Origin of the sequence: Psychromonas sp. MME1 (assembly GCF_041080865.1) — a bacterium.
GTDB lineage: Bacteria > Pseudomonadota > Gammaproteobacteria > Enterobacterales > Psychromonadaceae > Psychromonas.
The window spans coordinates 3,441,810-3,467,987 of the sequence record NZ_CP160906.1 but is presented as its reverse complement, the minus strand read 5'-3'; the positions used below and the strand labels follow the sequence as shown (position 1 = coordinate 3,467,987).

22 protein-coding genes, 3 tRNA genes and 1 riboswitch are annotated in these 26,178 nt (G+C 40.1%); of the genes, 19 read left to right on the top strand and 6 right to left on the bottom strand.

Translation table 11 applies throughout. The features are described 5' to 3' along the window. Positions 1-88: 88 nt before the first annotated feature. Positions 89-820 (bottom strand): tRNA (guanosine(46)-N7)-methyltransferase TrmB, encoded by a 732-nt coding sequence (gene trmB / locus AB2N10_RS15835; RefSeq protein WP_354623322.1) that lies wholly within the window; start codon positions 818-820, stop codon positions 89-91. A 206-nt stretch (positions 821-1,026) separates the two neighbouring features. Between trmB and mutY the strand changes: the two genes are divergently transcribed. The 17 genes from mutY (at position 1,027) to AB2N10_RS15750 (ending at position 17,273) form a co-directional block, all read left to right on the top strand. Then, positions 1,027-2,109 (top strand): A/G-specific adenine glycosylase, encoded by a 1,083-nt coding sequence (gene mutY, locus AB2N10_RS15830; RefSeq protein WP_354623321.1) that lies wholly within the window; start codon positions 1,027-1,029, stop codon positions 2,107-2,109. Then, positions 2,102-2,380, top strand: coding sequence for an oxidative damage protection protein (locus tag AB2N10_RS15825; protein ID WP_354623320.1), 279 nt, complete (start codon positions 2,102-2,104; stop codon positions 2,378-2,380). Before mutY ends, AB2N10_RS15825 begins: the two co-directional genes overlap by 8 nt. 231 nt (positions 2,381-2,611) lie before the next feature. Beyond that, positions 2,612-2,687, top strand: a tRNA-Phe gene (locus AB2N10_RS15820). 81 nt (positions 2,688-2,768) lie between these two features. Next, positions 2,769-2,844 (top strand) — tRNA-Thr (locus AB2N10_RS15815). A gap of 23 nt (positions 2,845-2,867) precedes the next feature. After that, a tRNA-Phe gene (locus AB2N10_RS15810) sits at positions 2,868-2,943 on the top strand. 153 nt (positions 2,944-3,096) lie between these two features. Then, positions 3,097-4,212, top strand: coding sequence for a TIM-barrel domain-containing protein (locus AB2N10_RS15805; RefSeq protein WP_369434089.1), 1,116 nt, complete (start codon positions 3,097-3,099; stop codon positions 4,210-4,212). Continuing rightward, a complete protein-coding gene (locus tag AB2N10_RS15800; protein ID WP_369434088.1) occupies positions 4,128-5,609 on the top strand; it encodes a TIM-barrel domain-containing protein in 1,482 nt (493 codons plus the stop codon). Before AB2N10_RS15805 ends, AB2N10_RS15800 begins: the two co-directional genes overlap by 85 nt. Positions 5,610-5,806: 197 nt before the next feature. Beyond that, positions 5,807-7,012 carry an extracellular solute-binding protein gene (locus AB2N10_RS15795; protein ID WP_354623318.1) on the top strand — a complete coding sequence of 402 codons (1,206 nt, stop codon included), beginning with the start codon at positions 5,807-5,809 and terminating at the stop codon, positions 7,010-7,012. A 25-nt stretch (positions 7,013-7,037) separates the two neighbouring features. Beyond that, entirely contained in the window at positions 7,038-7,541 is a 504-nt protein-coding gene (locus tag AB2N10_RS15790; protein WP_369434087.1) for a hypothetical protein, read from the top strand. A 71-nt stretch (positions 7,542-7,612) separates the two neighbouring features. Next, positions 7,613-9,118, top strand: coding sequence for a GGDEF domain-containing protein (locus tag AB2N10_RS15785; RefSeq protein ID WP_369434086.1), 1,506 nt, complete (start codon positions 7,613-7,615; stop codon positions 9,116-9,118). A 116-nt stretch (positions 9,119-9,234) separates the two neighbouring features. Next, positions 9,235-9,539: riboswitch (cobalamin riboswitch) on the top strand. Positions 9,540-9,757: 218 nt separating this feature from the next. Beyond that, the gene (locus tag AB2N10_RS15780; protein WP_354623316.1) at positions 9,758-11,689 is read left to right on the top strand and encodes a TonB-dependent receptor; all 1,932 of its coding nucleotides are present in this window, start codon (positions 9,758-9,760) and stop codon (positions 11,687-11,689) included. Between the two features lie 27 nt (positions 11,690-11,716). After that, positions 11,717-12,721, top strand: a complete 1,005-nt coding sequence (locus AB2N10_RS15775; RefSeq protein ID WP_354623315.1) for an ABC transporter substrate-binding protein — start codon at positions 11,717-11,719, stop codon at positions 12,719-12,721. Then, positions 12,714-13,751 carry an iron ABC transporter permease gene (locus AB2N10_RS15770; RefSeq protein ID WP_354623314.1) on the top strand — a complete coding sequence of 346 codons (1,038 nt, stop codon included), beginning with the start codon at positions 12,714-12,716 and terminating at the stop codon, positions 13,749-13,751. The genes AB2N10_RS15775 and AB2N10_RS15770 overlap by 8 nt, the downstream gene beginning before the upstream one ends. An 11-nt stretch (positions 13,752-13,762) precedes the next feature. After that, a complete protein-coding gene (locus AB2N10_RS15765) occupies positions 13,763-14,557 on the top strand; it encodes an ABC transporter ATP-binding protein (protein WP_354623313.1) in 795 nt (264 codons plus the stop codon). A 230-nt stretch (positions 14,558-14,787) separates the two neighbouring features. Then, positions 14,788-15,696 carry a MotA/TolQ/ExbB proton channel family protein gene (locus AB2N10_RS15760; protein ID WP_354623312.1) on the top strand — a complete coding sequence of 303 codons (909 nt, stop codon included), beginning with the start codon at positions 14,788-14,790 and terminating at the stop codon, positions 15,694-15,696. Further along, positions 15,693-16,097 carry a biopolymer transporter ExbD gene (locus tag AB2N10_RS15755; protein ID WP_354623311.1) on the top strand — a complete coding sequence of 135 codons (405 nt, stop codon included), beginning with the start codon at positions 15,693-15,695 and terminating at the stop codon, positions 16,095-16,097. Before AB2N10_RS15760 ends, AB2N10_RS15755 begins: the two co-directional genes overlap by 4 nt. A gap of 15 nt (positions 16,098-16,112) precedes the next feature. Continuing rightward, positions 16,113-17,273: a TonB family protein gene (locus AB2N10_RS15750; RefSeq protein WP_354623310.1), complete on the top strand. Its 1,161-nt coding sequence runs from the start codon at positions 16,113-16,115 to the stop codon at positions 17,271-17,273. 23 nt (positions 17,274-17,296) lie between these two features. Here AB2N10_RS15750 and AB2N10_RS15745 read toward each other — a convergent pair whose 3' ends face one another. The 5 genes from AB2N10_RS15745 to nudF form a co-directional block, all read right to left on the bottom strand. After that, positions 17,297-18,604 carry an ABC transporter substrate-binding protein gene (locus AB2N10_RS15745; protein ID WP_369434085.1) on the bottom strand — a complete coding sequence of 436 codons (1,308 nt, stop codon included), beginning with the start codon at positions 18,602-18,604 and terminating at the stop codon, positions 17,297-17,299. A 44-nt stretch (positions 18,605-18,648) separates the two neighbouring features. Then, a complete protein-coding gene (gene parE, locus AB2N10_RS15740; protein ID WP_354623308.1) occupies positions 18,649-20,538 on the bottom strand; it encodes a DNA topoisomerase IV subunit B in 1,890 nt (629 codons plus the stop codon). 44 nt (positions 20,539-20,582) lie between these two features. After that, a complete protein-coding gene (locus AB2N10_RS15735) occupies positions 20,583-21,152 on the bottom strand; it encodes a YqiA/YcfP family alpha/beta fold hydrolase (protein WP_354623307.1) in 570 nt (189 codons plus the stop codon). Positions 21,153-21,310: 158 nt separating this feature from the next. After that, on the bottom strand, positions 21,311-22,138 hold the full coding sequence (gene cpdA / locus AB2N10_RS15730) for a 3',5'-cyclic-AMP phosphodiesterase (RefSeq protein WP_354623306.1): 828 nt from the start codon (positions 22,136-22,138) through the stop codon (positions 21,311-21,313). Positions 22,139-22,327: 189 nt separating this feature from the next. Further along, positions 22,328-22,948, bottom strand: coding sequence for an ADP-ribose diphosphatase (nudF, locus tag AB2N10_RS15725; RefSeq protein ID WP_354623305.1), 621 nt, complete (start codon positions 22,946-22,948; stop codon positions 22,328-22,330). Positions 22,949-23,057: 109 nt separating this feature from the next. Between nudF and tolC the strand changes: the two genes are divergently transcribed. Further along, positions 23,058-24,413 (top strand): outer membrane channel protein TolC, encoded by a 1,356-nt coding sequence (gene tolC / locus AB2N10_RS15720; RefSeq protein ID WP_354623304.1) that lies wholly within the window; start codon positions 23,058-23,060, stop codon positions 24,411-24,413. Positions 24,414-24,571: 158 nt separating this feature from the next. After that, the gene (locus AB2N10_RS15715) at positions 24,572-26,098 is read left to right on the top strand and encodes a diguanylate cyclase (protein WP_354623303.1); all 1,527 of its coding nucleotides are present in this window, start codon (positions 24,572-24,574) and stop codon (positions 26,096-26,098) included. The last annotated feature ends 80 nt before the right edge of the window (positions 26,099-26,178 follow it).

The window sequence follows — 26,178 nt, the reverse complement described above, 5'->3', positions numbered from 1 at the left end:
TATGGTTCGCTTTTTGCTTTAAGAGTTTCCAACTAGATTGGCGGTTTCCAACTAAAATGACCGTGACCATTCATTAATCAAATAATGTTTAACTAATGCGCTCAAATAGTAGATCCCATACACCGTGACCTAAGTTATTACCACGGTTTTCAAATTTCGTCAGAGGTCGCCATTCTGGGCGAGGGGCATAACCTGTACCACTGCAATTTTTGAAATTTGTTGCTGCGTTTAATACTTCTAACATGTGCTCTGCGTAGTTTTCCCAATCGGTTGCCATATGGATAACGCCACCAATCGCCAATTTCGGACGCATATTTTCAATAAATTCAGGCTGTACGATGCGACGTTTATGATGACGCGCTTTATGCCAAGGATCAGGAAAATAAAGTTGGAAAGTGGCCAAACTTTGATTCGGGATCATATGCTCTAAGACTTCCACCGCATCATGATTCATGACACGTAAGTTAGTTACCCCAGCTTCACCGACATCGGCTAGACATGCACCAACACCCGGGCCATGTACTTCAATACCTAAAAAGTTTTTTTCCGGAGAGCGTTGCGCCATCTCGATTAATGACTTACCCATACCAAAACCAATTTCAAGCACCACCGGTGCATCGCGACCAAATAACTCGGTGAAGTCGATCATTTTCTCTTGGTAATCAACCCCCATTGTCGCCCACAGGCTATCAATAGCATGTTGCTGCCTATTGGTCATGCGCCCTTCTCGTTTTACAAAAGAACGGATTTTACGCATATATTTTTCTTTACCTTCGGGCTGTGCACTTTCGGAGGCATTACTGTTTTGTTGTTCTGTCATGTTTGACCTTTGCTTGTGTTTAGGTATTTTACTGGCGCATTATATACGCAAAACAAGCTAATATCATTCCCTCTGTGAACGTGTCCATTAATCAGCCTGGTCTTTGAGTGTCACCGCTTAGCAGACAACAATCGCGTAATATTTGTAATGTTATTTTTTTAAATAACTCTGCTATGCTGACCATTTTTAGTGATAGAGGGTCGGTTTTGAGTAACGAAGATTTTAGCCAGCGCATCATTCAATGGCAGCAGCAACATGGCCGCCATCATTTACCATGGCAGCAAGATAAAAGTCTGTATAAAACATGGATCAGTGAAGTGATGTTGCAACAAACACAAGTGGCGACGGTCATTCCCTACTTTAAAAAATTTATGCGCGCTTTCCCGACTATCAGTTATCTTGCCAATGCTCCGATTGATGAAGTATTACACCATTGGACGGGGCTCGGTTATTACGCTAGAGCACGCAATTTACACAAGGCTGCACAATTCATTCGCGATAACTTTAACGGAGAGTTTCCGCAAGATTTCCAACAAGTGTTAGCACTTCCGGGAATAGGCCGCTCTACCGCTGGGGCTATCTTGTCGTTAACGCTAGGTAAACATTTTGCAATTTTAGATGGTAATGTTAAACGGGTACTAACACGCCACCAAGCGATTGAAGGTTGGACGGGTGAAAAACGCGTTGAAAATCAACTTTGGACGCTTGCAGAAAAAGTAACACCGAGCGAACAATGCCATATATTCAATCAAGCAATGATGGATATGGGGGCGATGATTTGCACTCGCAGCAAACCGAAATGCACCACCTGCCCGGTTAATAGTGATTGTAAAGCCTACCAAAGTAATACGATGAGTTGTTACCCAACGGCAAAGGCAAAAAAGAAAATTCCAGTTAAACATGCTTTTATGTTAGTGCTTTACACCGTAACCGATCAACAGATATCCGTGCAGCTCACAAAACGTCCACCAGCGGGTATTTGGGGGGGGCTGTGGTGCTTCCCAGAACTAAGCAAACTTGAGTCCAGTCAAGAATTATTGCAAGATATGGGAGTAACGCAATACAAACAAATTTTATTACCTAGCTTCCGTCATACTTTTAGCCATTACCATTTTGATATTTCTCCTGTGTTAATTAAAGTAGGTAGTATCGAATACCAACAAATCAGAGAAGAAAATACACTCTGGTATAATCTCAACACCCCACAAAAAGTGGGACTTGCAACAGCAACAAAAAAAATATTAAACGCTGTTAGTAAAATCGATAAAAAGGAAACAAATAATGCCTAGAACTGTATTTTGTAGTTTTTTAAAAAAAGAAGCCCCCGGTCTTGCCTTTCAAATTATTCCAGGGGAATTGGGCAAACGTATTTTTGATAACATCAGTCAAGAGGCATGGACGGAATGGCAACAAAAACAAACCATGCTTATCAATGAAAAAAAATTAAACCTAATGCAACTTGAAGATAGAAAATATATCGAAAAAGTAATGATTGGCTATCTATTTGAAAATAAAGGTTTGGAAATTGAAGGTTACACCCCGAAAAAAGAAGATAAATAACCTGTTATGTTCTTTTTTAAGACTGATAAGTTAAGCTTAATATTGCAGCAAATAAGCCATATGATTTTCTTTGCAGCTCAACAATAAGAGATAAATCTAGGCAAATCAGATTAAGCGAATAAAAATAAGTCAAATTACGCACAAAGCTTAAGCGAACAGTATTAAATAACAATAAAATAATAAAAACAGGTTGACGTAGTGTAGGAAAATCTATTTAATACGCCTCGTTCCGCTTCGTTAGCTCAGTCGGTAGAGCAGAGGATTGAAAATCCTCGTGTCCTTGGTTCAATTCCGAGACGAAGCACCATATTTAGTTTTAATGAATAGTAATTCACTAAAACAAAAGTTATAGCAAAAATGCCAGCTATAACAGCACACGGTTTCGTGTGCCGACTTAGCTCAGTCGGTAGAGCAACTGACTTGTAATCAGTAGGTCACCAGTTCGATTCCGGTAGTCGGCACCATTTATTATTGTAGTACCAGTTTTGCTTCGTTAGCTCAGTCGGTAGAGCAGAGGATTGAAAATCCTCGTGTCCTTGGTTCAATTCCGAGACGAAGCACCATCATTTAAGCCACAACTAAATCTTTAGTTGTGGCTTTTTTGTTTATATTGTTCCCCACAAACGTGACCTACAGACTCGCTTAACTATCAATAGTTGCACTCTATTAGCAAAAATATTATCTTTGCTTATCATTTAAAACATAAGGACAGTGTAATGCGTGGTTTGCTATTATTTTTTTCTCTCATATTTTCTAGCCATTTATGGGCTGAAATACAATGGCTCGCTGATGAACAGGAGTATAACTTAAGTGCAGCAAGCCTCTTTAAAATGCGCAAAGAGTTAAGCAAAGAACAACGACAACAACTATCCAACATACGTAATGTCCCCTTTGATAATCTCAATGATTTTAAAAAAGCACTCAGTAACAATATTGGAGATGATCAGGCGCTCACCGCATCACTTATCGAAAAAGCAAAACAACCAGCCATTAGTTATGGGGCTGAATCGAGAAAATCGTTATTAAGCTTAATCATTAGTGATGCAGAGCATCACCAAGATGAAAATAAATTTACGCAAAGAAGTTGGTTAACGTTACCCGAGCTTGCCCCCTCTGAACAACTCAGTGTCAAGTTTAATGATAAATGCCTACAAGTATCTGCAAGCAAACATGCATTATTTGAGCTATGTGCAGGAAATAAAAGCGGGCAGCAAACCAGTGCGCTACTAAAAACTGAAGCCCAATCTATCTTGGGCTTAGGACAAGAATTTAAAAATCCCGGAGAGACCAAGGCAAACCGATTTGGTGAAGTACGTGAAGGGAAAAATACTATGTCCCCATTTAATAAAGGGTTTAATGGTAACACCCTATTTCCAATAGCCTATTTTGAGTTTCCTAACAATAAAAATAAACCGCCTTTTGCCCTTATTCTCGATAACCGCTATCCACAAAACTGGGATTTTAGCAGCACACCTTACACGCTTCACACCGCAGGCGGTGACTTTAAATTACATGTATTAACTGGCAAGGACTTAGCCACGATTCGTCGCCAATATATGCAGTTAGTAGGAACACCGCTATTACCACCAAAATCAGCCTTTGGTTTATGGTTATCTGAATATGGATTTGATAATTGGTCTGAATTGGACGACAAAATTACCACACTAAAGAAAAATAAATTTCCACTAAGTGGTGTTGTGATGGATTGCAGTGGTTTGGTGGCATCAGTGAAGATGAAAAAAGCAAAATGGGTAGCCTTACATGGGATGTGCAAAACTTCCCAGATCCCGTTGCAAAAATTGCCGACTACAAAAAACAAAATATCGATATGATCGTCATTGAAGAGTCCTATATAAGTAAAGGCTTAGAAGAGTATCAACTCCTTGATCAAAAAGGGTTCCTTGCTCACGATGAAAATGGAAAAAGCTTAGATACCACGGAAGATCCAGCCTGGTGGGGGCATGGAGGCATGTTTGATTGGACGAATAAAAAAGGACGTGATTTTTGGCATGATTATCGCCGTCAAGCACTCATTGATGCAGGCATAGTAGGGCACTGGACTGATTTAGGTGAACCAGAAATGCATAATCCCTACTTTAAATATTCCAAAGAGTTAGACCATGAAATGATACATAACTCTTATAATATTGAGTGGTTACAGGGTATTTATGACGGCTACTTACGCAATACGCCAGAAAAACGTCCCTTCATGATGTCTCGCTCAGGCGGCATGGGCATGCAAGCTTTAGGTGCGGTTATTTGGTCTGGAGATATCGCCAGTGATTTTGCCTCTCTCGCTTCACAAATGCCGCAGCAAGCACACATGATGTGGTCAGGAATAGACTATTACAGCTCAGATGTCGGTGGCTTCCATCGTAAGGCGCTTCAGCACATTGGTACAGAACAAACTAAAGAGCAAGCGATGGACGAGTTGTTCACGCAATGGTTTGCTTATGCAAGCCTATTTGAAGTACCCGTGCGCGCACACACGGAAAACCTTTGTAACTGCAAAGAAACAGCACCCGATAGAGTCGGTGATCTAGCAAGTAATCGCGCCAATATTAATTTACGCTATCAGTTATTACCTTACTACTATTCACTCGCCCATCGAGCGACTTTAGATGGCGAGCCGATGTTTCCATCCTTAGAATATTACTATGATAATGACATGCAAGCTAAAAACTTAGGGCAAGTTAAAATGATTGGCCCCTTTTTAGTAGGCTCAGGTGTTGCCAAAGCCGAACAAAAATTGGCAAAAATTTACTTACCTAAAGGCGTTTGGTTTGATTTTAGAACGGCACAGCGCATCGACTCTAAAGGGCAGTGGATAACACAAGATCTGTATGTTAATGAACGGTTAACTCTACCGCTATTTGCACAACAAGGTTCATTAATCCCTGAACATGTCGATAACTTAAATATACTAAAAGTGTTCGGATTCGGTGAACAACAATTTGCTTGGTATGACGATGATGGTGCCAGCACCGCATATCTGCAGGGCGATTATCAAAAAATCCAATTACAAAGCAAACAGCAAGAAGTGGCGTTATCTAGAGTGAACGGAAGCACCTTGAATATTGATCGCTTAGTTTGGCTATTACCCAAGCAAATGAAGATTAAATCAGTTAGCTCAAACAGTGGTGATTTAACCTTTTCACAGCAGGGTAACGTTGTCACGATCACACTACCTAGCATTGATGATGAGCTGAATATAAAACTTAAATTTTAATCATTATCCACCTCGCCTCTCGTAAAGAGAGGCTATCAAGGATAAGCTTATATCGCGCATGGAGATAACGGTCACTATTATCAAAAAAAGTGACCTAAGTCAGGCAGTAAAAGTATGCTAAATAATTGAAAATGTTATTATGGATAGTTGTTTCGATTAAATTTATTCATCATATCCCCAATTAGGAGTCTATATCGATGCAAAACATAGTGCGATTACTGAAACTAATGGCCCTTCCACTGTTTATGCTTCTCTTTTCTACGCACTTAATCGCAGCGTCTAAGATAGTCTTTTGGACAACTCAACAACATAACGACTATTTAGATAATATTATTAGCAATTTTGAAAAAAATCATGGAATAGAGATAGAGCTACACCAATTCCTTGCTGAAGATTTACGCGATGAAGTCGTTACATTAGCACGTACAGCAGAACTACCGGATATGCTTTATATCCCCTCAGACTTCGTGGGTATGCACAATGAAATCAAGCTATCCCCCATCCCTAGTTCGTGGTTTTCACAACATCTCAGTATGAAAATACGTTCCATTAGCAAAATTAATGAAACAAGCTACGGTATTCCCGTCTTTCAAGGTAATCATCTGATGCTCTTTTATAATCGCGAGATGGTTACAACCCCAATAACGGATTGGCAGCAGTTAAAGGAACAGAGCCGTTCTTTTAGCGATCAGGTAACCTTTCCAATTACCTGGCATTACAGTGAAATGTACTGGTTAATTCCCTTTATTTCAGCTTATCAAAGCTGGCCGATGGTTGGCGACAATGTCACCCTAAATACCCCTGGAATGGTCAAAGCACTGCGTTTCTACCAAAACCTAGCTAAAGATAAGCTAGTTGATCCTAACTGTGACCATACCTGTAGTGTTGCCAACTTTAAAAATGGTCAATCACCTTACTTAATTGATGGCGATTGGATCATTCATACTTTAGAAAAAGAGATGGGTAATAAACTGGGTATTGCCACTCTACCTAAAGTCGAAGGGCAAACTATGTATCCGATGTTTGGCAGTTATGTACTCGCTTTCCCTAACTTACAAGAAGATAGCGAAAAATATAAAATCCTCGAAAAATTCGCACTATATACACAAGGCCTCGAAGCCCAGCAATTGGTGTTAGATGAAGGTGGTTTAATGCCCGTTAATGATAAAATATTAGCGGATGCCTATACACGTATGAACAGCAATGAAAAAGCGGTAATGGAACAGATTAATTTTACTCACCCACTCCCGACGAGTCCAAACATGTCCGTAGCATGGTTTGCAATGAAAAGAGGCTTTGTTCGCTTAATGGAACACAACTATACGCCGGAACAAACCGCTTTATTCATGCAACGCACGGCTAGCAAAGAGTTGTCTCGCCAAAATAAAACGATCGATAAATAATATTTAATATGGGCGAGAAACCGTTGTGACATTAAGAAAACTCATTTTAACCCTATCGGTACTGCTTGTCCTAGTCCCAAGCTTGAGCTTGTCTGTGGCTATTTATCAAAAAGCATATCAAATGACTGAGTTTTCTGTATATCAAAAAATAGAGAGGATGACCCAACAAATAGAGGAGCATATTATTCATCAGGTTGAACTGTTATCTACTCGTATTACACAATTTTCACAGCAGGATATATTAGTTTCCGCAATTAGCGATCTTCATTACTCTCGCTTAGCATCTGATGCACTTGCTGAGTTTGCGATGAACTCTTCATTAGTTGAATCTTTATACCTGATTGATAGTGATGGCTTTGTCATTGAATCCTATTCAGGAAATATTCCAGCTCTAGAAGAGTCCGAAATTGTGCAGCGATTTTTAACTAAAAACAGTGATGAAAATCGCCCCGTTCAGCACTTTGGATCGACTATTTTGATAATTCATTCCTGCTTAATAGCGAGGGTGAAGCGCATGGTTTTGCCTTAACCATTCCAGTAAAAAGAGTACGCACAATTACCAAAACACATGTACAGGGTGCCTTAGTCGCGGTCATTCCCATGCGCAATATTATGGCCATCGCAAATAGCTTTAAAAGCCCTACAAGCGATGTCAGTTTTGCCATGAATGGCAAAGTCATTTATGGAAAACAGCCTGTTATCAGTGAACATTTCATCAATAAAAATGACGCATTTAGCTTACTAAGAGATCCAGAGCGGGTACATTTTCAACTTGATTTGAATATCGCAGAACCAACAGAAGAGATCACCCATACGATTAATCATGTTTTATCTCCAATATTAACCACGGGTGCGATTTTGTTGATTATATTGCTCATAATCTCCCTGTTCGTGGCAAATATTTTGGCTAATTCCTTTAATCAACTCAATACATTAATCAAAACCTTCAAATTTAATGGCGATATTCTATCGAAGGGCTTCTTAATCAGTGAGTTTAATGATGTTAGCAAATTGCTGCATGAATTAAGTACAACGATCACCCAACAGGTAAATTCCTTAAAAAGCAAAAACAACGAATTAGCGAAAGTCGATCAACAACGAGAAAAATATTTGGTTGAAGTGAGAGAGTTAAATTCACAATTAGAAGAAAAAGTCGGTTCACGTACCATTGAGCTAAAAGAAACACTCGACACATTAGCACATAGTCATTTTATACTAGAGGAACTAACCCATTTCAGACGCACCCTAGAAACGCGCAAAAGCAATCGAGCTATCGCTAACATTTTTATAGACAGTATCAACAAATGCCAAGATAACTCATCAATAGCCCTCTATCTTCCTGAACAATATCAGCATAAAAGTACCTTTATTGAAGATAACATGGCCTATATTATACCATCGGCTATTAATGATATTGTCCTAACATTGGGGAAATCACCCACATCTATCCACTGCATCATGTTTGAAAACCATCAACATCATCTCTGTACATTTAATGTGGGTAATAACTTATTAGGCTGGGTGATACTCAAAGAAAGTAATAATAGCCAAGAGAATAGCAACTGGATTAAATTATTTATCGCCGAGCTACAAAGCTATTTAATGATGCGCCATTTGAATGAAAATTTAGCCTATCTTGCTTCGACTGACTCTTTAACTGGATTAAAAAACCGAAAGTCCTTTGACCAATTCTTAACAAATTTGGAGTTACAGAAAAATGCCACCTGTGTTTTATATGTCATTGATGTAAATGGATTAAAAACGATTAATGATGAACAAGGACACGAACAAGGTGATGCCCTGATACAAAGGATGGGGAAGGTTTTATACGAGTCAACAGAGGGAATTACAGAGCACGTTTTTCGTGTCGGCGGTGATGAATTTGCCATCATTCTTAATGAAAATGAATGCATAGCACAACAAAAATTAACCGAAATTCTCATCAAACAAAAAAGCACCAATAGTGGTGAATATAATGTGAGCTTCTCCTTTGGATGCGCATCGAGTGATGAATGCAGCATAGCACTTCTTTATAGCGTCGCTGACAAGCGTATGTACCTAGACAAAAAAAGTTACTATCGAAATAACAGAGATAGACGAAAATAAAACTTTGTTTACCCCCTCAGCAGTAACGGGATCAAAAATAAAGGCAATTTATTCGTTCAACATTAAAAACGCTCTCCGTTGATTTTAAACACTTATTGACAGCCAATAACATTTATCTATAATCGCCCTCTTTATGTTTCTCTGTTACCCACAGAGAATTAAATGGGAAGCATGTAAGCATGCACTGCCCCCGCAACTGTGAACTTGTACAATTATACCAATCGGAATAAATAGCTGATCTATTTTACTGGTTAAAATAACTTACTTTTTTGTTGTAAGTTTCGCAAATAGAACAACATTTGCGTCAACTTACGCCTCAAATTAAGCCATTTTTCCTGCGCAAAATTTAGATCACATCCTTAATACGATTGGTATTACGTACGAAATAAGTCAGATACCAGCATAAAAAACGTCACTGTCCATTCCGCGGGTCGGCTTAATGGAACGGAATACCTCTGCACTTAGTTAGATAATCTCTGCAAAATAGAGTTGAGTGTCTTGGGTAGCATACTATCGTAATGGTGGCGAGCCAGAGAAAGCCTTCACAGCGTCGCTAATTATGCTAGGTATCTACCTAATACAAATGAGCTCAAATAAGGCTTTCTTATTATATTGATATTTATATAACAAGGAAGAACCATGCCACGTTTACACACAGCAGTTAATGCTTTGATTTTTACCAGCCTATTTAGTCTCTATGCTAATGCAGCAGAAACAACCAACGGTGAGAGTAGCGAGACAGAAAATAGCGCAACAAAAACGCTAAATGAACATAACAACAGAAAAGAAGACATCATTATTTCCGCAAGCCGAGTGCCGACAAAACGGATTGAAAGTGGCAGCTCAGTGACGATTATAGACGCTAAATACCTGCAACAAAATCAAGCACGTAGTGTAGCGGAGATTCTTCATGATGTCCCAGGAGTGAGTGTTAATAGGACGGGCGGATTCGGCAAACAAACCTCTGTATTTCTTCGTGGTGCGAGCTCACAAAACACCGTCGTCATTATTGATGGCGTCAAAGTCAGTGATTTATCATCGTCCAATGGCGGGTTTGATTTTGCCAATCTACTCAGTGATGATATTGAGCAAATCGAGGTACTGCGCGGCCCTCAAAGTGCAATTTGGGGCAGCGATGCAATGGGTGGTGTCATTAATATTATCACCAAACAAGGGCGTGGTGATTTAAATGGCCGCGCCCATATCGAGTTTGGCGCACATAATTACAATAAGCAAAGCTTTAATGTTAATGGTGCTACCTCTACAAATAATTACTCACTTTCCGCTTATAATGTTTCAACCGATGGTATCAGCAGCAAAACGGGCAGATGGGATGATCCCGACGATGATAGCTATAAAAATCAGAATGTGACCTTTCGTGGCGGTCAGCAGCTCACGAAACAATTTTCACTTGATATGGCGCTTCGTTACACACAGGTGAAATCTGAATATGATGTTAACTTATTTCCCGTTGATTCTGGCATTAACAACGACAACAATTACTCAAAGAAACGGGAGCGCTCAGGGAAAGTAAACGCCTACTTAAATTTGTTAGATGCGCGCTGGAAAAATCGTCTCTCTATCGCCTATTCCGATACCCATTCAGAAAATTTTGAGCCTCAGGGATACTATGGCCCCTATACTAAAAATTCTGGGGACGATATTACCATTGATATGCAAAGCGACTACTTTTTTGCAACTAGTCATGATTTAAACCATCGAATCACTGTGTTAGGTGAAACGGAACACTCTACATTTAGACCTTGGTCCGTTGACGACAAACAGACGATGGATAGCTCAGCAATCGTCGGCGAATATGCAATTGATTGGGCAAAAAATATCTTTTTAGTTACCTCATTACGCCATGACTTTAATAGTGATTTTGATGATACCGATACTCATAAAGTAGCATTAACAGCATGGTTAAGTGATGGCTTTCGTTTCCACGCGAGCCAAGGTAGTGGTGTGAGAAACCCCACTTTTAGCCAACTTTATGGTGCTTATTCAACACCAAATTTAAATCCAGAAAAAAGTAAAAGTTGGGATACGGGGTTAGAATATAACTTCGCTAGCATGGATGGTTATATTGATGTCACTTATTTTGATGCCAACTATGAAGATGCCATCCGTTGGGATCCAACCGCTGGTGCTTGGGGGGAATATGTCAATCAAGATGAAGATAGTAAAGGTATTGAAGTCAGTACATTTGCAAATTTAACCTCGGCACTGCGTATCAATAGCCAATATACCTATATGAAAACGCACGATGGTACGGCACAAAAAAATGAGTTATTACGCCGTCCCAAACATAGTGCCAGTGTTAATATGAACTATATGTTCAGTCCGGCTTTCAGTAGCAATTTAGCGCTGCGTTATGTTGGCGAACGTTCAGACTACGGGGACCGAGAGTTACCAAGCCACACCATCGTCAATCTTGCTGCAGCATATCAAGTAAATGATAACTTAGCGCTTAACGCGCGTATTGATAATTTATTCGATAAAGATTACGTTGAAATCAGCGACTATGGTACCGATTCTGCTACGCTCTATATCGGCTTTACCATTCACTAATTTTGCGACAACAGACTAAGGGTAAAAATGAACAATCGTAAATTATTCTTTTTTACCCTTATTTTAATCATCTTTATTATTTTCATTAACTTTAATAAGGGCCCTTTATTTCTCCTTCTTGAACCCAGTAAAAAAAATCTGAGCACAGAAATATCAGGACAAGCGTTCCCTAAAACCCTTCATGATCCCACTGGGATTGAATTTGTCATCGATAATCCACCGCAACGAATTCTTTCAGCGACCTTGGCAACGGATCACATGCTGGCTGGTTTAATCGATCCCAAACGCCTAGTTGCCGTCAGCAGCTATGTCGATTATCCAAATATGTCTAATGTTATCGGTTTGTACGATAGCAATATTGCCCGCACACAGGGGGAAATTGAATCAATGCTTGCTCTGCAACCGGATTTGGTATTTATCGCTTCCTATAGCAACCCTGAAACGGTGCGTTATTTACTACGCAGCGAGATTGCGGTGGTTCGCCTTGGTGCATTAAATTCATTCGCGGATATTTTTAATAATATTAATATGATTGCACAGGTAACGGACAGCAAAGAACGCGCACAGGTTATTATTACCAATATAAAAAAACGACTACATAACATACAAAAGGCCATACAGGGAAAACCTAAACTCCGAGTGCTCTATTATAATTTAGATGGTTATAGCACCGGGGCTCACTCACTGATGGATGAAACCATACGTTTAGCCGGAGGCATTAATGTCGCAGCGGAAATTCTCCCCGATGGTGAAAATAAAATCAGTGTAGAGCAAGCTATTTCGCTACAACCTGATGTCATTATTATCAATCAATCGGAGCTCGATCAGCCGTCAGAAAATGCCTCCGCAATTGATATTTTACTCAATAAAAAAGCGTGGGCTAACGTACCCGCGATAAAGAAAAAGCAAGTTTACGCTATTCCGGCTAAATGGTTGCGCAGCGTATCACAGCACCGAATTCATGGCGTTGAAGCAGTGGCGAAATACCTGCACCCTGAAATAAAAACAGATAACGAGGCACTCAATGAGTGATCATTTACTACCTAAAAAGCCCCTATTTAGCTTCTTAATCGCGTTATTTATCGCATTGATTATATTAGCAATTTTACAAGGTCCGGTGCATATATCCCTGACTCAAATTACAACTATATTTAAACAAGCTCTGCTCTTAAATCAACACAGCGATGTACCAGCATGGCAAAGTAGTATTATTTTGGATGTTCGCTTACCACGTATGTTGATCGCTGTTTTTGCAGGCGCAAGTTTGGCTTTATGTGGCTTAGTCATGCAAGGTATGTTTCGTAATCCACTCGCCTCCCCGTCTATTTTGGGCGTCTCTTCAGGCGCATCATTGGGCGCGGTTATCGCTATCTATCTCGGTGCATCACTATTCAGTGCATGGGCTATCCCCTTTTTCGGCTTTATTGGGGCGATTATTTCACTTGCCCTCGTCTATCGAATTTCTGTCCGTCGCGGACAAATAAGTGTGGCAACTTTACTTCTTTCAGGCGTAGCCATTGGTGCATTAAACGTATCGCTGATTTCATTGCTACTCGCCTTATCACTTAATAATTGGGATGTTGCACGAATGATTATTTATTGGACCATGGGCGGGCTTGATGGGCGCACATGGGATCACGTATTGATCATTGTTCCCATTGTCACAAGCGGGTTCATCCTATTACTTTTTTACGCTAAACAGTTAGACCTCTTATTACTCGGTGAACAACATGCAATGTCTGTCGGGGTCGATGTAAAAAGAACAAGGCGTAATCTATTAATTATTAGTTCAGCAATGGTTGCTGCGGCAGTCTCTGTCGTGGGGGGGATTGCCTTCATTGGCTTAGTGGTGCCACATATCTTACGTCTATTATTAGGGCCAGCACACCGCTACCTATTACCAGCTTGCCTTTTTTCCGGTGCTATAGCTTTACTCGGTGCTGACCTTTTATTAACCCTCTTTTTCACTGAACAAGCTATTCCACTAGGAGTCGTCACGGCCGCATGCGGTGCGCCGTTCTTTTTATTCCTATTGATCAAGCAACGTTTTGTTATCAATTAGTGGAGATGGCTATGTCACCTATATCTTGTCGTAATTTAACCTTTTCCTATAACAAACAAGCAGTGCTAAAAAATATTAACCTGACCTTTCAATCGGGGCAGTTTGTTGGCTTAATCGGTGCAAATGGCGCGGGTAAGAGCACACTACTAAAACTTTTACTCGGACTGTTGAAGCCGCAATCGGGAGTTGTCATGGTCGATGATATTGACCTGCAAGCACAGAAACGTCGAGATATAGCCAAAAAGATCGCATTTGTACCACAATCAACGGAGCTACCCTACGCCTTTAGCGTTGAAGAGATCGTGGCTATGGGACGAAATCCCTATTTAGGCGCCTTTGAATTACTCAACAAAGAAGATCTTAGGTTGATCGAACAAGCTTTACATAAAACAGATATTATTCACCTTCGTAATCGAATTGTTAACACCCTCTCCGGTGGTGAAAAACAACGCGTTATTATTGCCCGAGCCCTCGCACAGCAATCACCCACTATTTTACTCGATGAACCCATCGCCAGTTTAGATATTTGCCATCAAATCGAAACATTACAATTAATAGAGTCACTCAGCAAAAATGGTAAGTTAGCGATCACTGCGCTTCATGATCTAAACTTCGCTGCACGTTATTGTGACCGTATTATTTTACTCGGCAAAGATGCCCACAATACAACCTCTGTCATTGCCGATGGCAGTGCCCAAGAGGTCCTTAACGCGGAAAATTTACGCCACTGTTTTTCTATTGAAGCGGATATAATTAAATCGGAGAATGGCATAAATTTAGTTAATATCACCCCCTTGAAATCGTAATAGCAACGCCTTTAATTATATGATCTATTCAATTGGATAATAGCGAGACATTGATTGCAGTCACTCGAATTGCAAAATAAATAACAACCATTAATGGGGCGATCTTGATAGGATCGCTCATTAATGTCACTCAGAGCACACAATGAGTGCTTACCCTGCAATCATTTTTGATTGGTTCTGGGTAAAACGGTAAACTGTGCCCCTCATAAAACGATAGGAATAACAGATAAATGGCGATGGATAGTGTATCAAACAGCTTTGCTACTATATCAATTTTTACAGATATCCAACAGGCAATGCCAACATGGTTTCAGCAAGGTGGTATCGTTATGTGGTTATTATTACTAGCCTCTTTTTTAACCACAACGGTGACTCTTGAACGGCTTTTTATGTGGGCTTACTACGCCTTAAAAAGTGATGATGTTGCCATTACAAAATGCTTTAATGCATTGCAGCAAAAACAGACTAATAACGCAATATACTTTGTCCAGCAGCTCAATACTCCTGCGACAAAAATGCTAGAGCATGGCATTTTATCATTACCCTTTCCCGCTACGGATAAAATGCAATCCTACGCAGAGCAGCAAATTAATCAGATGTCTCGCGGTCAAGCCTTGCTCGATACGGTCATCACCCTTTCTCCTATGTTAGGCATTCTAGGTACCGTATTGGGTATTATTGAATCATTTAATATTTTAAGCTTACAGGGTGTTGATAACCCTACCGCCGTCGTAGGGGGAATAGCACAAGCACTAATTTCAACGGCAATGGGGCTCAGCGTTGCACTAATGGCATTGCTACCTTACAATTTATTTCGCTCATTTATTAATAAATTAATACTGCGCCTAGAAAATATCGGCAGTGATTTTAACCATATTTGCCAGCAAAAAAGCCTATTTCGCAACCCCACTTGGGAAGTACAAAACAGCGCGAACCAACACACATCTCCATTTGCGATGGAAGAAAATAGTAGTCAACCATTTTACCGTTATCCCTTTGCTAAAAATCAGAATAAATCTAAGGAAAGTAAACGTGATAATAGGGAAGACATGCGTGAAGCAAGTCGTGCTGCGGTACAAGAGTTATATTCTCCAGAGCCAGAAAAGAAAGATTTCTTTTCCACTGGGAGCAAAGAGTGAAATTAAAAAATTCGCGAACTCAACAAGCTGCACGTATTGAGCTACTACCACTTATTGATGTCATTTTTTTACTGCTCATATTCTTTATCTTTGTGATGTTAACCATGACCATGCGCAGCGGCATAAAAGTGGATTTACCTCAGTTAGTCGAGCAACAGCAGCAAACCCAAGAGATGCTAACCATTAGTATTGATGCGAATAATGCTATTTATATTAATGACCAGCCAAGCAATCAAGACCAATTAATAGCACGCGTGATTGAATTACAAAAAGCCCATAAGTTAGCCATTTTAATACGAGGAGATAAGCGCTCCGACTTAGGCGTCGCATTGACAATTTTGGATAAGTTGCGGTCAGCAGGATTTGACCATGTCATTTTCGCAACAGAAAAAAATGCATAAGGATAACAACGCATTATGAGATATATCAGTAACTATTTGCCTTTCATTCTAATTACCCTATTTCTCTATGGTTTACTCTTTTCTAAACATAAAGAGGCAACTATTATAGAAAAACCATTAATTAACTCCGGTCAGCAAGCTGTACAAGTCGACTTCATGGAACTCCCCTCAACGGACCATCCAATAGCGACCGAAAATGCCATAGAGCCGATTAAAACAGCTGAATCCGACGACGCACAGAGCCAAGAAGTCATTAAAGAGACCGAGATAACTGTTACTGAAGAACTTATCAAAGAGGATGTTGCAGAGAAACCGGCAGCGGATCAATTAGCAAGCGATGCACCAGCCAGCACGCCAGTACAAACAGAGCCAACTAAAACAGAACAAGCAGCAGAAATAAGCAGTGCAAAAATAAAAATAACCCCGAAAAAACCGACCAGTAATGACCCGCTAACAACAAATGAGTCAGTTAACAAGGTCGAAGTAAAAACGCCACCTGAGTCGTCAGCAGCCACTCCCGTTAGCCAAGTTGTTAAAAATGAAACAGAGGCGCAATCAGCATCGCCAGAAATAGCGAGTAGCGAACCAGCTGCGGCAGCCACAACTGCACAACAGGAGACCAATAAAGCGGCAAAAGAGATACAAGATGCCAATCAGAAACTACAAAAAAGTATTCAAGAAACCCCTGCTATTAATGATGCCACCATCAAAGGAGCGCTATTTGATGAGCGAGTCAAACTAGAATCAACCAGCGCAGCCGAATCACAAAAGACACAACAGAAAACAAACAAGAATAGCAGTAAAAGCAAGCTCCCTGAAACAAAGAAAGTGAATAAACCAGTATTTAAAAAAGCGCTAAACAGCGCGACTGAAAACGGCCTTCCAAGCAGTGAAAATCCGGGTGCGCTGCAAGAGGCTATCGTGGTTTCTGGTAATAAGCCCATTTATCCCAAACAGGCTATCTTGCGTAACAAAGAAGGACGCGTCGTCGTTACTTTAACGGTGACCAGAAAAGGAAAGCCTAAAGATGCAAAAATAACAACCTCGAGTGGGCATGATATTTTAGATAACGCGGTGCTAGCGTTTATTAATAACGAACAGTTTATGCCCGCACTGCAGGGAGAAGAGAAAATAACCTCAGAGCAAATATTTTCATTCCGCTTTCAGTTAAAATGATAATGAATAAATATCAGCGTGTTCTATTTAAAAACGCGCTGACGCTCGGTTTCTAACCTATCGAGGATGTTATCAATATCATCAGGGTTTTTCATAAACTCACTCATTGCACTCATACCGGGTACAAACATTTCTGGTGGTGTATCGCGATCATAAAACTGAGAAATCCCATCAGCTTGCGCTAAAATATCGGCACCAGCTTGAATAAAAACATCCTCACCTTGCGCTGCGTGCTTATTAGCAGAGATCATCCCCATCTGTTGATTCATTTTTTCTTGAATATCTTTACGGGCCATAAAGGCTAGAAATTTTTTTGCTGCAGCTTTGTTTTTTGCGCGCTGTGGGATAGCTAGCACATCTAAAGGTGCCTCTTCGTAGAAAGGGATTTTTTCGTTAATTTTAGGAAAACGGAAAAAACCTATATCCTCAATTATTTTCTCAGGTAGTTGTGGCACAACAAAATTGCCCATTAACAACATCCCCCCTTTGCCTCGATATAAATAAGGCAAGGATTGCCGCCAGTCGTATTGATCGTGTCTATCTGCAAAGAACCCTAATTGTAAAAGTTCTTGCCAATAACTAAATACACGTTTTACACGTTCATCATTGTAAGGGACTTTACCAAGTAATAAACGACGGTGAAACTGCAACCCATTAATTCTCAGGTTTAAATAGTCAAACCACCCAGCTACCGTCCATAAATCTTTTGAACCTAATACGATGGGGGTAATGCCATTTGCTTTAAGCACCCGTCCGACTTGTAAAAATTCCTGCCAAGTGGTCGGTGGAAGAAGGTTGTATTTATTAAAAATAGATTTACGGTAATAAAAGCCCCACTGATAGTAGGAAAGTGGCAGTGCATAGTGTTTCATATCCACCATCACAGCCGATTTAACCGCTTGACTAAAATCGTTGTCCCACTGTTGCTGTTGCCATAGGTCGTCAATCGCCGCTATCTCACCTAATGCCACCAAACTCGTAAACTGAGCGCCGACAAAGCCAAATAAAACATCAGAGCTGCCCGACATTAAGAGTGAAATAACCTTTTCTTTATACTTTTCCTGCTCATGTAAGCGTGTTATAACGGTAATATCAGGATGTTCATTAGCGAATTGTTTACTTAGATTGTGAAAGATGGTTTTCTGTTTACCACTGGAAAACATCAAGTCTATATATAATGGATTAGTCACCGCTTGTACTGAAACAGCGGCCAATAAACAACTCAATAAAAATATCGTTTTGAACAAATAGTCCTTAAAAAAAAGTAAGCAAGAGTTGTTATTCCTCTTAGGAATAAATTGAAGTGCTACATGTTGAACAAATTTGTTCATAGTAAACGCCTTGCTTTATTTATCTGTTGACTGTTTTATTAGTATTAGTCGATAGATGCCATATTACCCCGAGCTTCTAGCCAATCTTTACGATCACCCGCTCTCTTTTTCGCAAGCAGCATATCCATCACAGCAAACATGTTATCGGCATCATCGATAGTTAATTGCACTAACCGACGAGTGTTAGGGTCCATGGTTGTTTCACGCAGTTGTAATGGGTTCATTTCACCCAAACCTTTAAAGCGCTGTACATTGACTTTGCCGCGCTTTTTCTCTGCTTCAATACGATCTAATATACCGTCTTTTTCAGCTTCATCGAGGGCGTAATAAACTTCTTTCCCAATATCAATACGATACAATGGTGGCATAGCAACGAAAAAGTGGCCTGCTTCAACAACGGGGCGGAAATGCTGTACAAATAGAGCACAAATCAAGGTGGCGATATGTAATCCATCGGAGTCAGCATCGGCAAGAATACAAATTTTTCCGTAACGCAAACCAGAAAGATCCTTGGAAGCCGGATCAATACCAATCGCCACGGATATATTATGTATCTCTTCGGAGCTTAAAATAATATCGGATTCATCTTCCCAAGTGTTTTTGATTTTGCCGCGCAGTGGCATGATCGCTTGAAATTCTCTGTCTCGCGCCTGTTTTGCCGAACCACCAGCAGAATCCCCCTCGACTAAGAATAGTTCACCTCGCTCGGGCTCCTGCGTCGAACAATCGGTCAACTTACCAGGTAATGCTGGCCCTTGCGTGATCTTTTTCCGCGCGACTTTTTTACTTTTTCTTGTTCGCGTTTGTGCATTGTTAATACAAAAATCGGCAAGCAATTCCGCCTCTTGGACATGCGCATTAAGCCATAAACTAAAGGCATCTTTGACCACACCGGAGACAAAGGTTGCACACTCTCTCGAGGATAAACGCTCTTTAGTCTGCCCAGCAAACTGCGGCTCTTTGATTTTCACAGAGAGTACATAAGCACATTTATCCCAGATATCTTCGGGGGTTAACTTTAAGCCACGCGGCAACAAATTACGAATATCACAAAAATCACGCATCGCATCGAGTAAACCTTGCCTAAAACCATTAACATGCGTACCACCTTGCACGGTCGGAATTAAGTTCACATAGCTTTCAGAAATGGAATTACCGCCTTCAGGCAACCAAACTATCGCCCAGTCGGCCATTTCTCTATTCGCCGTAAATGTGCCGACAAAGGGTTTGCTTGGTAATAGTTCGTTTTCGCCTACCGTTTCCAACAAGTAATCATTTAAGCCATCTTGATAGCACCAGTTATACTCATTTTTATTTACTTTATCTTTGAATTTGATCGTTAAGCCGGGACATAAAACCGCCTTAGCTTTTAATAAATGCAGCAGACGAGAGACGGAAAAACGCGGGCTATCGAAATACTTTGGATCAGGGTAAAAGTGGACACTAGTCCCCGTATTTCGCTTTCCACAGCTACCAGTTACATGCAATTCTTCAACTTTATTACCATTTTCAAAGGCGATTTCATAAATTTGTGCATCGCGGCGAATCGTCACGTTAACCCGTTTCGATAAGGCATTGACCACGGAAATACCAACACCATGTAAACCACCAGATATTTCGTAGTTTTTACCGGAGAATTTCCCCCCTGCATGGAGTTTACAAAAAATAAGTTCGACGCCAGAAATCCCTTCTTCAGCATGAATGTCAACGGGCATACCGCGACCATCATCGATCACTTCTAGTGATTGATCTTCATGCAGGATAACTTGAATTGAGGTTGCATGCCCAGCTAAAGCTTCATCGACACTGTTATCGATGACTTCTTGGCCAAGGTGGTTCGGGCGTGAGGTTTCGGTATACATCCCCGGACGATGACGTACAGGATCAAGACCATTTAATACTTCAATGGAATCGGAATTGTATTGGTTACTCATGCTTACACCTATTTAAAATGGGATAATTTAAAACACGCATTGTTTTAAAATAAAAATTTAATAATATCTTGAAGATAGCGTTCAAAGCCAATAAAGCTATGATCGCCCCCCTCTTCGCAGGTTATTTTACAATGTTTATATTGCTGCAGCGCCTGACGATAATCTAACACATCATCAGCTTCCTGTAATAGTACCCAACATTGCTCTGGACTACCTTTAAAATCAACCTTTAATGTTAATAATTGCTGTAAATAGTGCTCGTCAATGACATACTCATCCAGCGTATAGGGATGTTTTTGCACACCCGCATGCGAAAGCAGACGATCGGGGTGAACCGCGGGGTTAATTAATAGGACTTTAACTTGATATTGTTGGGCAATTTTTGTTGCTAAGAATCCCCCCAACGAACTGCCCATCACAGCAATTTCCGCACCTTCATTCTGTGCAAAAATAGAGGTTATAGATGCCCACATTTGCTCGGGAAAACAAGGGAGTTGCGGACAGATGAATGTTATTTCTGGATGATACAGAGCAACATACTCTGACATTTGTTGCGCTTTCAAAGAAGCAGGTGAACTGTGGAATCCATGCAACGCTAATAATATTTGTCTCATTATAACCCCGAATAAAACTGTGCATCACAATAAAGGAGAACGTATATCCCGGTTACCTCAAATGCATTGTCAGGGACTAGTCGGATATCAGTGCAGAAAAATAGATCCCATCTGCGTTGTCATAAAATCTCTATGTAGAATAAAGGGATATAACTTAATTAATAACCTGTCGCATTAGCATCGACGGTAAACTCCCCTTTTTCAATACGCTCAATATGGGTGCTAATATCCCCTTCTTTGTTGAGTGACAAATAACGATAGCCTGGTGCTTCGGAATCCAATGCAAAATCATCTGAATTAGGTTTGAATTGCACACAGGTTGATGGTGTCGTCATAAAATAAACACCATTTTTCATGGTATCCCCAGCCTGATGAACATGGCCAGACAAAACAGCACGAACATTATCAAATTCAGAGATTAACGCTAATAATTGCTGATTATTCTTTAAAATGTGCTGATCAAGCCACTTTGAACCAACGGGTAAAACATGATGGTGAACACAAATTAGAGTATGTTTATCGGGATATTGATTTAATGCACTCTCTAAAAAATGTAACTGGCTTTCACTTAAACTTCCGTAGGGTACCCCTTCAACCTGTGAATCAAGCATAATAATTTGCCAATATTCACTGACTATCTGTCTGGTTTGCGCTAATCCTTGTTTCAATAAACTCGGTAACATAATAGCCTGAATATCATGATTGCCGGGTAACCAGTAACAGGGCATATTTAATGTTTTGATATGGGTAGTAAAATCAATATAAGATTGCGCCGAATGATCCTGAGATAGGTCACCCGTGCATAATACAGAAAGGCACTCTTGAGAATAACGCATGGCATGCTTAACAACAGCTTGAAAGCTATTGACTGTTTTAATGCCCAGCAAATCTTTTCCACCGTCAGCAAATAGATGCATGTCGGTAATCTGTAACAGGGGTAAATCTCCCTGATTATTTGCTTTCAATTGTGCAACGTCTCTATTCATAATACCCATTCATTTAATATTTTTAGCAGGCGTTGGTAATTATAAATAAAGCAAAAATTTATTAGCCTACAGACACTGCTATTTTAACAATTACATGGCCAAAATTAACAATTAAAAGCAAAAAATGCTGCAAATGCCTCAATTTATTTTTTTAAACTGCGGTAACAGCCTTATAAATAATCAAAAAGATTAAAAGTACAGCGCATTGTTCCAGTTTAACTGCAACCATTGTAAGGCGATAATTGTTGTCGCATTATTAATACGGCCATCAACAACCCATTGATAAGCAACTTCTCTAGGTACTACATGCACACGAATATCTTCGCCTTCATCGGCTAAACCATACACACCACCAATACCGCTACTGTCAATATCGGCAGCAAACAACGAAATTTGCTCCGTCGTTCCCCCAGGGCTGACTAAAAACTTATTGATAAAATGACATTTACTAACGGTTAATCCCGCTTCCTCAGTCGCCTCTCGCTTAGCAACCTCTTCTGCACTCTCATTTTCTTCAATGATTCCAGCAACCAACTCAAGTAACCAGGGAGATTGATCGGTATGCATAGCACCAAAACGAAACTGCTCGAGCAAAATGACACAATCTTTTGCTGCATCATAGGGCAATAACGCAGCCGCATGCCCACGTTCAAAAAATTCGCGTTGCAATTCTGAACTCCACTGCCCTGAAAAAAGCTTGTGTCTTAGTGTGTATTTACTACAACTAAAAAAACCTTTATATAATACTTCTTTGTTCAGCACCTCTACGTCATGCTGTTGATAACTAACTATTTCACTATCACTCTTCATTGAATCATCCTTATTTTTGCACAATTATCAAAATAAATTTATATATACAATTATTTTATAATACACTTAGGTGACTATGCATTCTGCAATTTCAATAGGATTTCTACCCATGACCATAAAATACAGCATGATCGCTTCATTAGTGGCACTATCACTATCTAGCTACTCCGTGAATGCCGATTCACTATTAGAAGTTTATCAATCAGCTAAACTCAAAGACCCTGTTATTTTGAAGAGCAAGGCACGTTATGATAATGCAGTTGAGCAAATCACCGATGCCAAGGCTGCATTATTACCACAAATAGGATTTGGTTTAGATAGCAATTATGTAGACAGCAGCCAAAATGCAACAGACAACACCAACTATGGCGGAAATATTTCCTTAAGCCAATCAATTTATAATGGAAACTATTGGCAACAGTTTGATATTGCTGAGAAACAGGCAATGCAATTTGCTGCTATCTACGGTAATGCCGCACAGGATTTAATACTAAGAACATCCATAGCTTATTTTGCAATATTGCGTGCCGATGAAGCGGTGAAATCTGTGCAAGCCAATAAACGCGCGGTGTCGCGTCAACTAGAACAAACCAAGCAACGCTTTGAGGTGGGTTTGATTGCCATTACCGATGTTCACGAAGCTCAAGCGGAATATGATAGAACCGTCGCTAGTGAGATTATTGCCCAGAATGATCTGGATAACTCCTATTATGCGCTACGTGAAATCACTGGCGAAGATATTCGCAATATTTCATTTTTAAATACTAAAACATTTTCGACACAACCACTGAATGGTGATGCACAAGTATGGCGCAATACATCCATTGATAAAAATTTAGATTTACATAGCAAGCGGATCGCTAAAGAAATAGCAAAAATGCAAATTGATTTAGCTGAAAAAGGACATAATCCCACCTTAGATTTAGTGGCCGATGTAGGCTATCGTGATATTGATTATGATAAAGATGATTTTCGTAGCGGTGATGCAAGCACAGGCTCGATCGGACTAAAATTTAGCGTGCCACTCTATACTGGTGGCAAACTCACTTCACAAGTGAAACAAGCGCAATATAACTATGTCTATATGAGCGAAGAGTTAGTTGAATCCTTCCGCTTAATCGAGTCACAAGTTAGCCGAGGCTATAATGATGTAGGCGCTTCAATTAGCTCCATTAGAGCTTACGAACAGACCGTTGTCTCCTCACAAAGCGCCCTTAAGGCAACCGAAGCAGGTTTTGAAGTCGGCACTCGTACAATCGTTGATGTACTGGATTCAACACGAAAATTGTATTCCGCAGAGAATCAACTCGCCAATGCACGCTACGATTACATTGTCAGTGTGCTACAACTAAAATATTCAGCAGGTACTTTATCGGAGCAAGATGTTATCGATATATCAGCAGGCTTGGTCGAAAAAGATCCGAATCCAGCAAAACAACCTGATGATACTTCACCAGATATCTAAGCAAACAATGTGAAATCCAGTAGTATTCTCTCTGTTTTTCCCCAAAAAAAGGAAAGTAACTAGCTTTCCTTTTTTATTCCATTAACATTAGAGTTAAAACGTTAAAGAAAAAGGAATTTTAGCGATGGCGAATTATTTGAGATTAGAGTATCTCTAACATGCTTATATTAGATACCCGTACACTACTGGTCGTCACCGCCATTATTTCTATCGGCTCAACTATCGCACTCTTTTCTCTATGGCGTACGCAACCTCGACATAATGGAGCAGGCTTCTGGGCGTCGGGTATGACCCTTATCACTTTTGCCAGTTTTTTGCTGTCTGGCCGCGGCTCGATTCCTGATTTTATCTCTATTATTATTGCCAATACAGTGATGATTATTGGATTTTCACAAATCTTGCGCGGTATATGCATTTTTATAAAACGCCCTACACTACTATTTTTTGACTTCATTCTCCCAGCAATAGTCGCACTCACTTTTTACTACTTTACTTACTTTGAAAATGATTTAACGATAAGAATCACCCTATTCTCCATCGCATTAGTCATGATCTGTTCCGCGATTGTCATTACATTGATTCATAATAATTATACGGCCTGGAGACACGCTGGAACGCCCGTTGCAATTATCTTTGGCTTTTTCGCGCTAGCCTACGCAATACGAGCAACGGTTGCTTTACTCACCCCCTATGACAATACGTTCATGTCCACAAGTACTTCGACAACATTAGTCTTCATAGCAGGAATCCTTACCATTGGCGGCAGCGCCATAACCCTGACCCTTTTTAGCCAAGCTGCGTTAAAAGCTGAGTTACAACTATTTTCTATGGCGGTAAAACAATCGGCATCTTCAATCATTATTACCGATACAACAGGGGCAATTGAGTATGTTAACCGCGCTTTTATAGAAAAGTCGGGATATACAAAAGATGAATTGATAGGGAAAAATCCACGTATTTTAAAATCAGGTGAAATAAATACGGAGATATACAAAGGGCTATGGGAGACCCTAACAGCCGGAGATACTTGGCGAGGAGAGCTCCATAACCGTAAAAAAAATGGTGAGCTATACTGGGAAATCGCCTCAATCACCCCCGTTAAACAACAAAATGGCTACATTAGTAATTATATTGCTATAAAAGAAGATATTACCGCGCTAAAAAATGCTAAACAACGTATCTTTGAAATGGCAAATCACGATGCATTGACCGGATTGCCGACCCGTCGACTTTCAATGGATCGTCTCGAAAAATATATAGCCACGGCTAAACGCAATAAAACAAAAGTCGCGGTGATGTTTGTAGATCTCGATGGTTTTAAAAACGTCAATGACACCCTAGGGCACGATGCAGGGGATTTTGTTCTTAAGGAGACAGCGGCTCGGCTTTGCTCAACGGTTCGTGAAGTTGACACCGTTGCACGTATTGGTGGTGACGAATTTTGGATTTTTTTAACAGACATCGCAGACTCAAAGGCTATTTCGGTAATCGCTGACAAAATAATTAAAACAATTACGCTCGCCTATGACGTCGAAGATACCCAGATAAACATTGGCGCTAGCATTGGTATCGCGATATATCCAGACCATGGAGATAACTCTGTCGAGTTAATTAAATTAGCCGACAAAGCGATGTATAAGGTCAAAAAACAAGGGAAAAATAACTACACCTTTGCAAAACAGTGAAACTGATATCCTTCCCTTGCAAAGATTGCTTTTATAGCAACTCCTGTAATTATGAAGTCTATTTAAGTGTAGGAATAAAT

What these genes read in the sequence shown, in the direction of transcription:
- trmB (WP_354623322.1), bottom strand. Translation starts at nt 820, where the DNA reads ATGACAGAACAACAAAACAGTAATGCCTCCGAAAGTGCACAGCCCGAA.
- AB2N10_RS15825 (WP_354623320.1), top strand. Translation starts at nt 2,102, where the DNA reads ATGCCTAGAACTGTATTTTGTAGTTTTTTAAAAAAAGAAGCCCCCGGT.
- AB2N10_RS15805 (WP_369434089.1), top strand. Translation starts at nt 3,097, where the DNA reads ATGCGTGGTTTGCTATTATTTTTTTCTCTCATATTTTCTAGCCATTTA.
- AB2N10_RS15800 (WP_369434088.1), top strand. Translation starts at nt 4,128, where the DNA reads ATGGGTAGCCTTACATGGGATGTGCAAAACTTCCCAGATCCCGTTGCA.
- AB2N10_RS15795 (WP_354623318.1), top strand. Translation starts at nt 5,807, where the DNA reads ATGCAAAACATAGTGCGATTACTGAAACTAATGGCCCTTCCACTGTTT.
- AB2N10_RS15785 (WP_369434086.1), top strand. Translation starts at nt 7,613, where the DNA reads ATGCGCAATATTATGGCCATCGCAAATAGCTTTAAAAGCCCTACAAGC.
- AB2N10_RS15780 (WP_354623316.1), top strand. Translation starts at nt 9,758, where the DNA reads ATGCCACGTTTACACACAGCAGTTAATGCTTTGATTTTTACCAGCCTA.
- AB2N10_RS15775 (WP_354623315.1), top strand. Translation starts at nt 11,717, where the DNA reads ATGAACAATCGTAAATTATTCTTTTTTACCCTTATTTTAATCATCTTT.
- AB2N10_RS15770 (WP_354623314.1), top strand. Translation starts at nt 12,714, where the DNA reads ATGAGTGATCATTTACTACCTAAAAAGCCCCTATTTAGCTTCTTAATC.
- AB2N10_RS15765 (WP_354623313.1), top strand. Translation starts at nt 13,763, where the DNA reads ATGTCACCTATATCTTGTCGTAATTTAACCTTTTCCTATAACAAACAA.
- AB2N10_RS15760 (WP_354623312.1), top strand. Translation starts at nt 14,788, where the DNA reads ATGGCGATGGATAGTGTATCAAACAGCTTTGCTACTATATCAATTTTT.
- AB2N10_RS15750 (WP_354623310.1), top strand. Translation starts at nt 16,113, where the DNA reads ATGAGATATATCAGTAACTATTTGCCTTTCATTCTAATTACCCTATTT.
- AB2N10_RS15745 (WP_369434085.1), bottom strand. Translation starts at nt 18,604, where the DNA reads ATGAACAAATTTGTTCAACATGTAGCACTTCAATTTATTCCTAAGAGG.
- parE (WP_354623308.1), bottom strand. Translation starts at nt 20,538, where the DNA reads ATGAGTAACCAATACAATTCCGATTCCATTGAAGTATTAAATGGTCTT.
- AB2N10_RS15735 (WP_354623307.1), bottom strand. Translation starts at nt 21,152, where the DNA reads ATGAGACAAATATTATTAGCGTTGCATGGATTCCACAGTTCACCTGCT.
- cpdA (WP_354623306.1), bottom strand. Translation starts at nt 22,138, where the DNA reads ATGAATAGAGACGTTGCACAATTGAAAGCAAATAATCAGGGAGATTTA.
- nudF (WP_354623305.1), bottom strand. Translation starts at nt 22,948, where the DNA reads ATGAAGAGTGATAGTGAAATAGTTAGTTATCAACAGCATGACGTAGAG.
- tolC (WP_354623304.1), top strand. Translation starts at nt 23,058, where the DNA reads ATGACCATAAAATACAGCATGATCGCTTCATTAGTGGCACTATCACTA.
- AB2N10_RS15715 (WP_354623303.1), top strand. Translation starts at nt 24,572, where the DNA reads ATGCTTATATTAGATACCCGTACACTACTGGTCGTCACCGCCATTATT.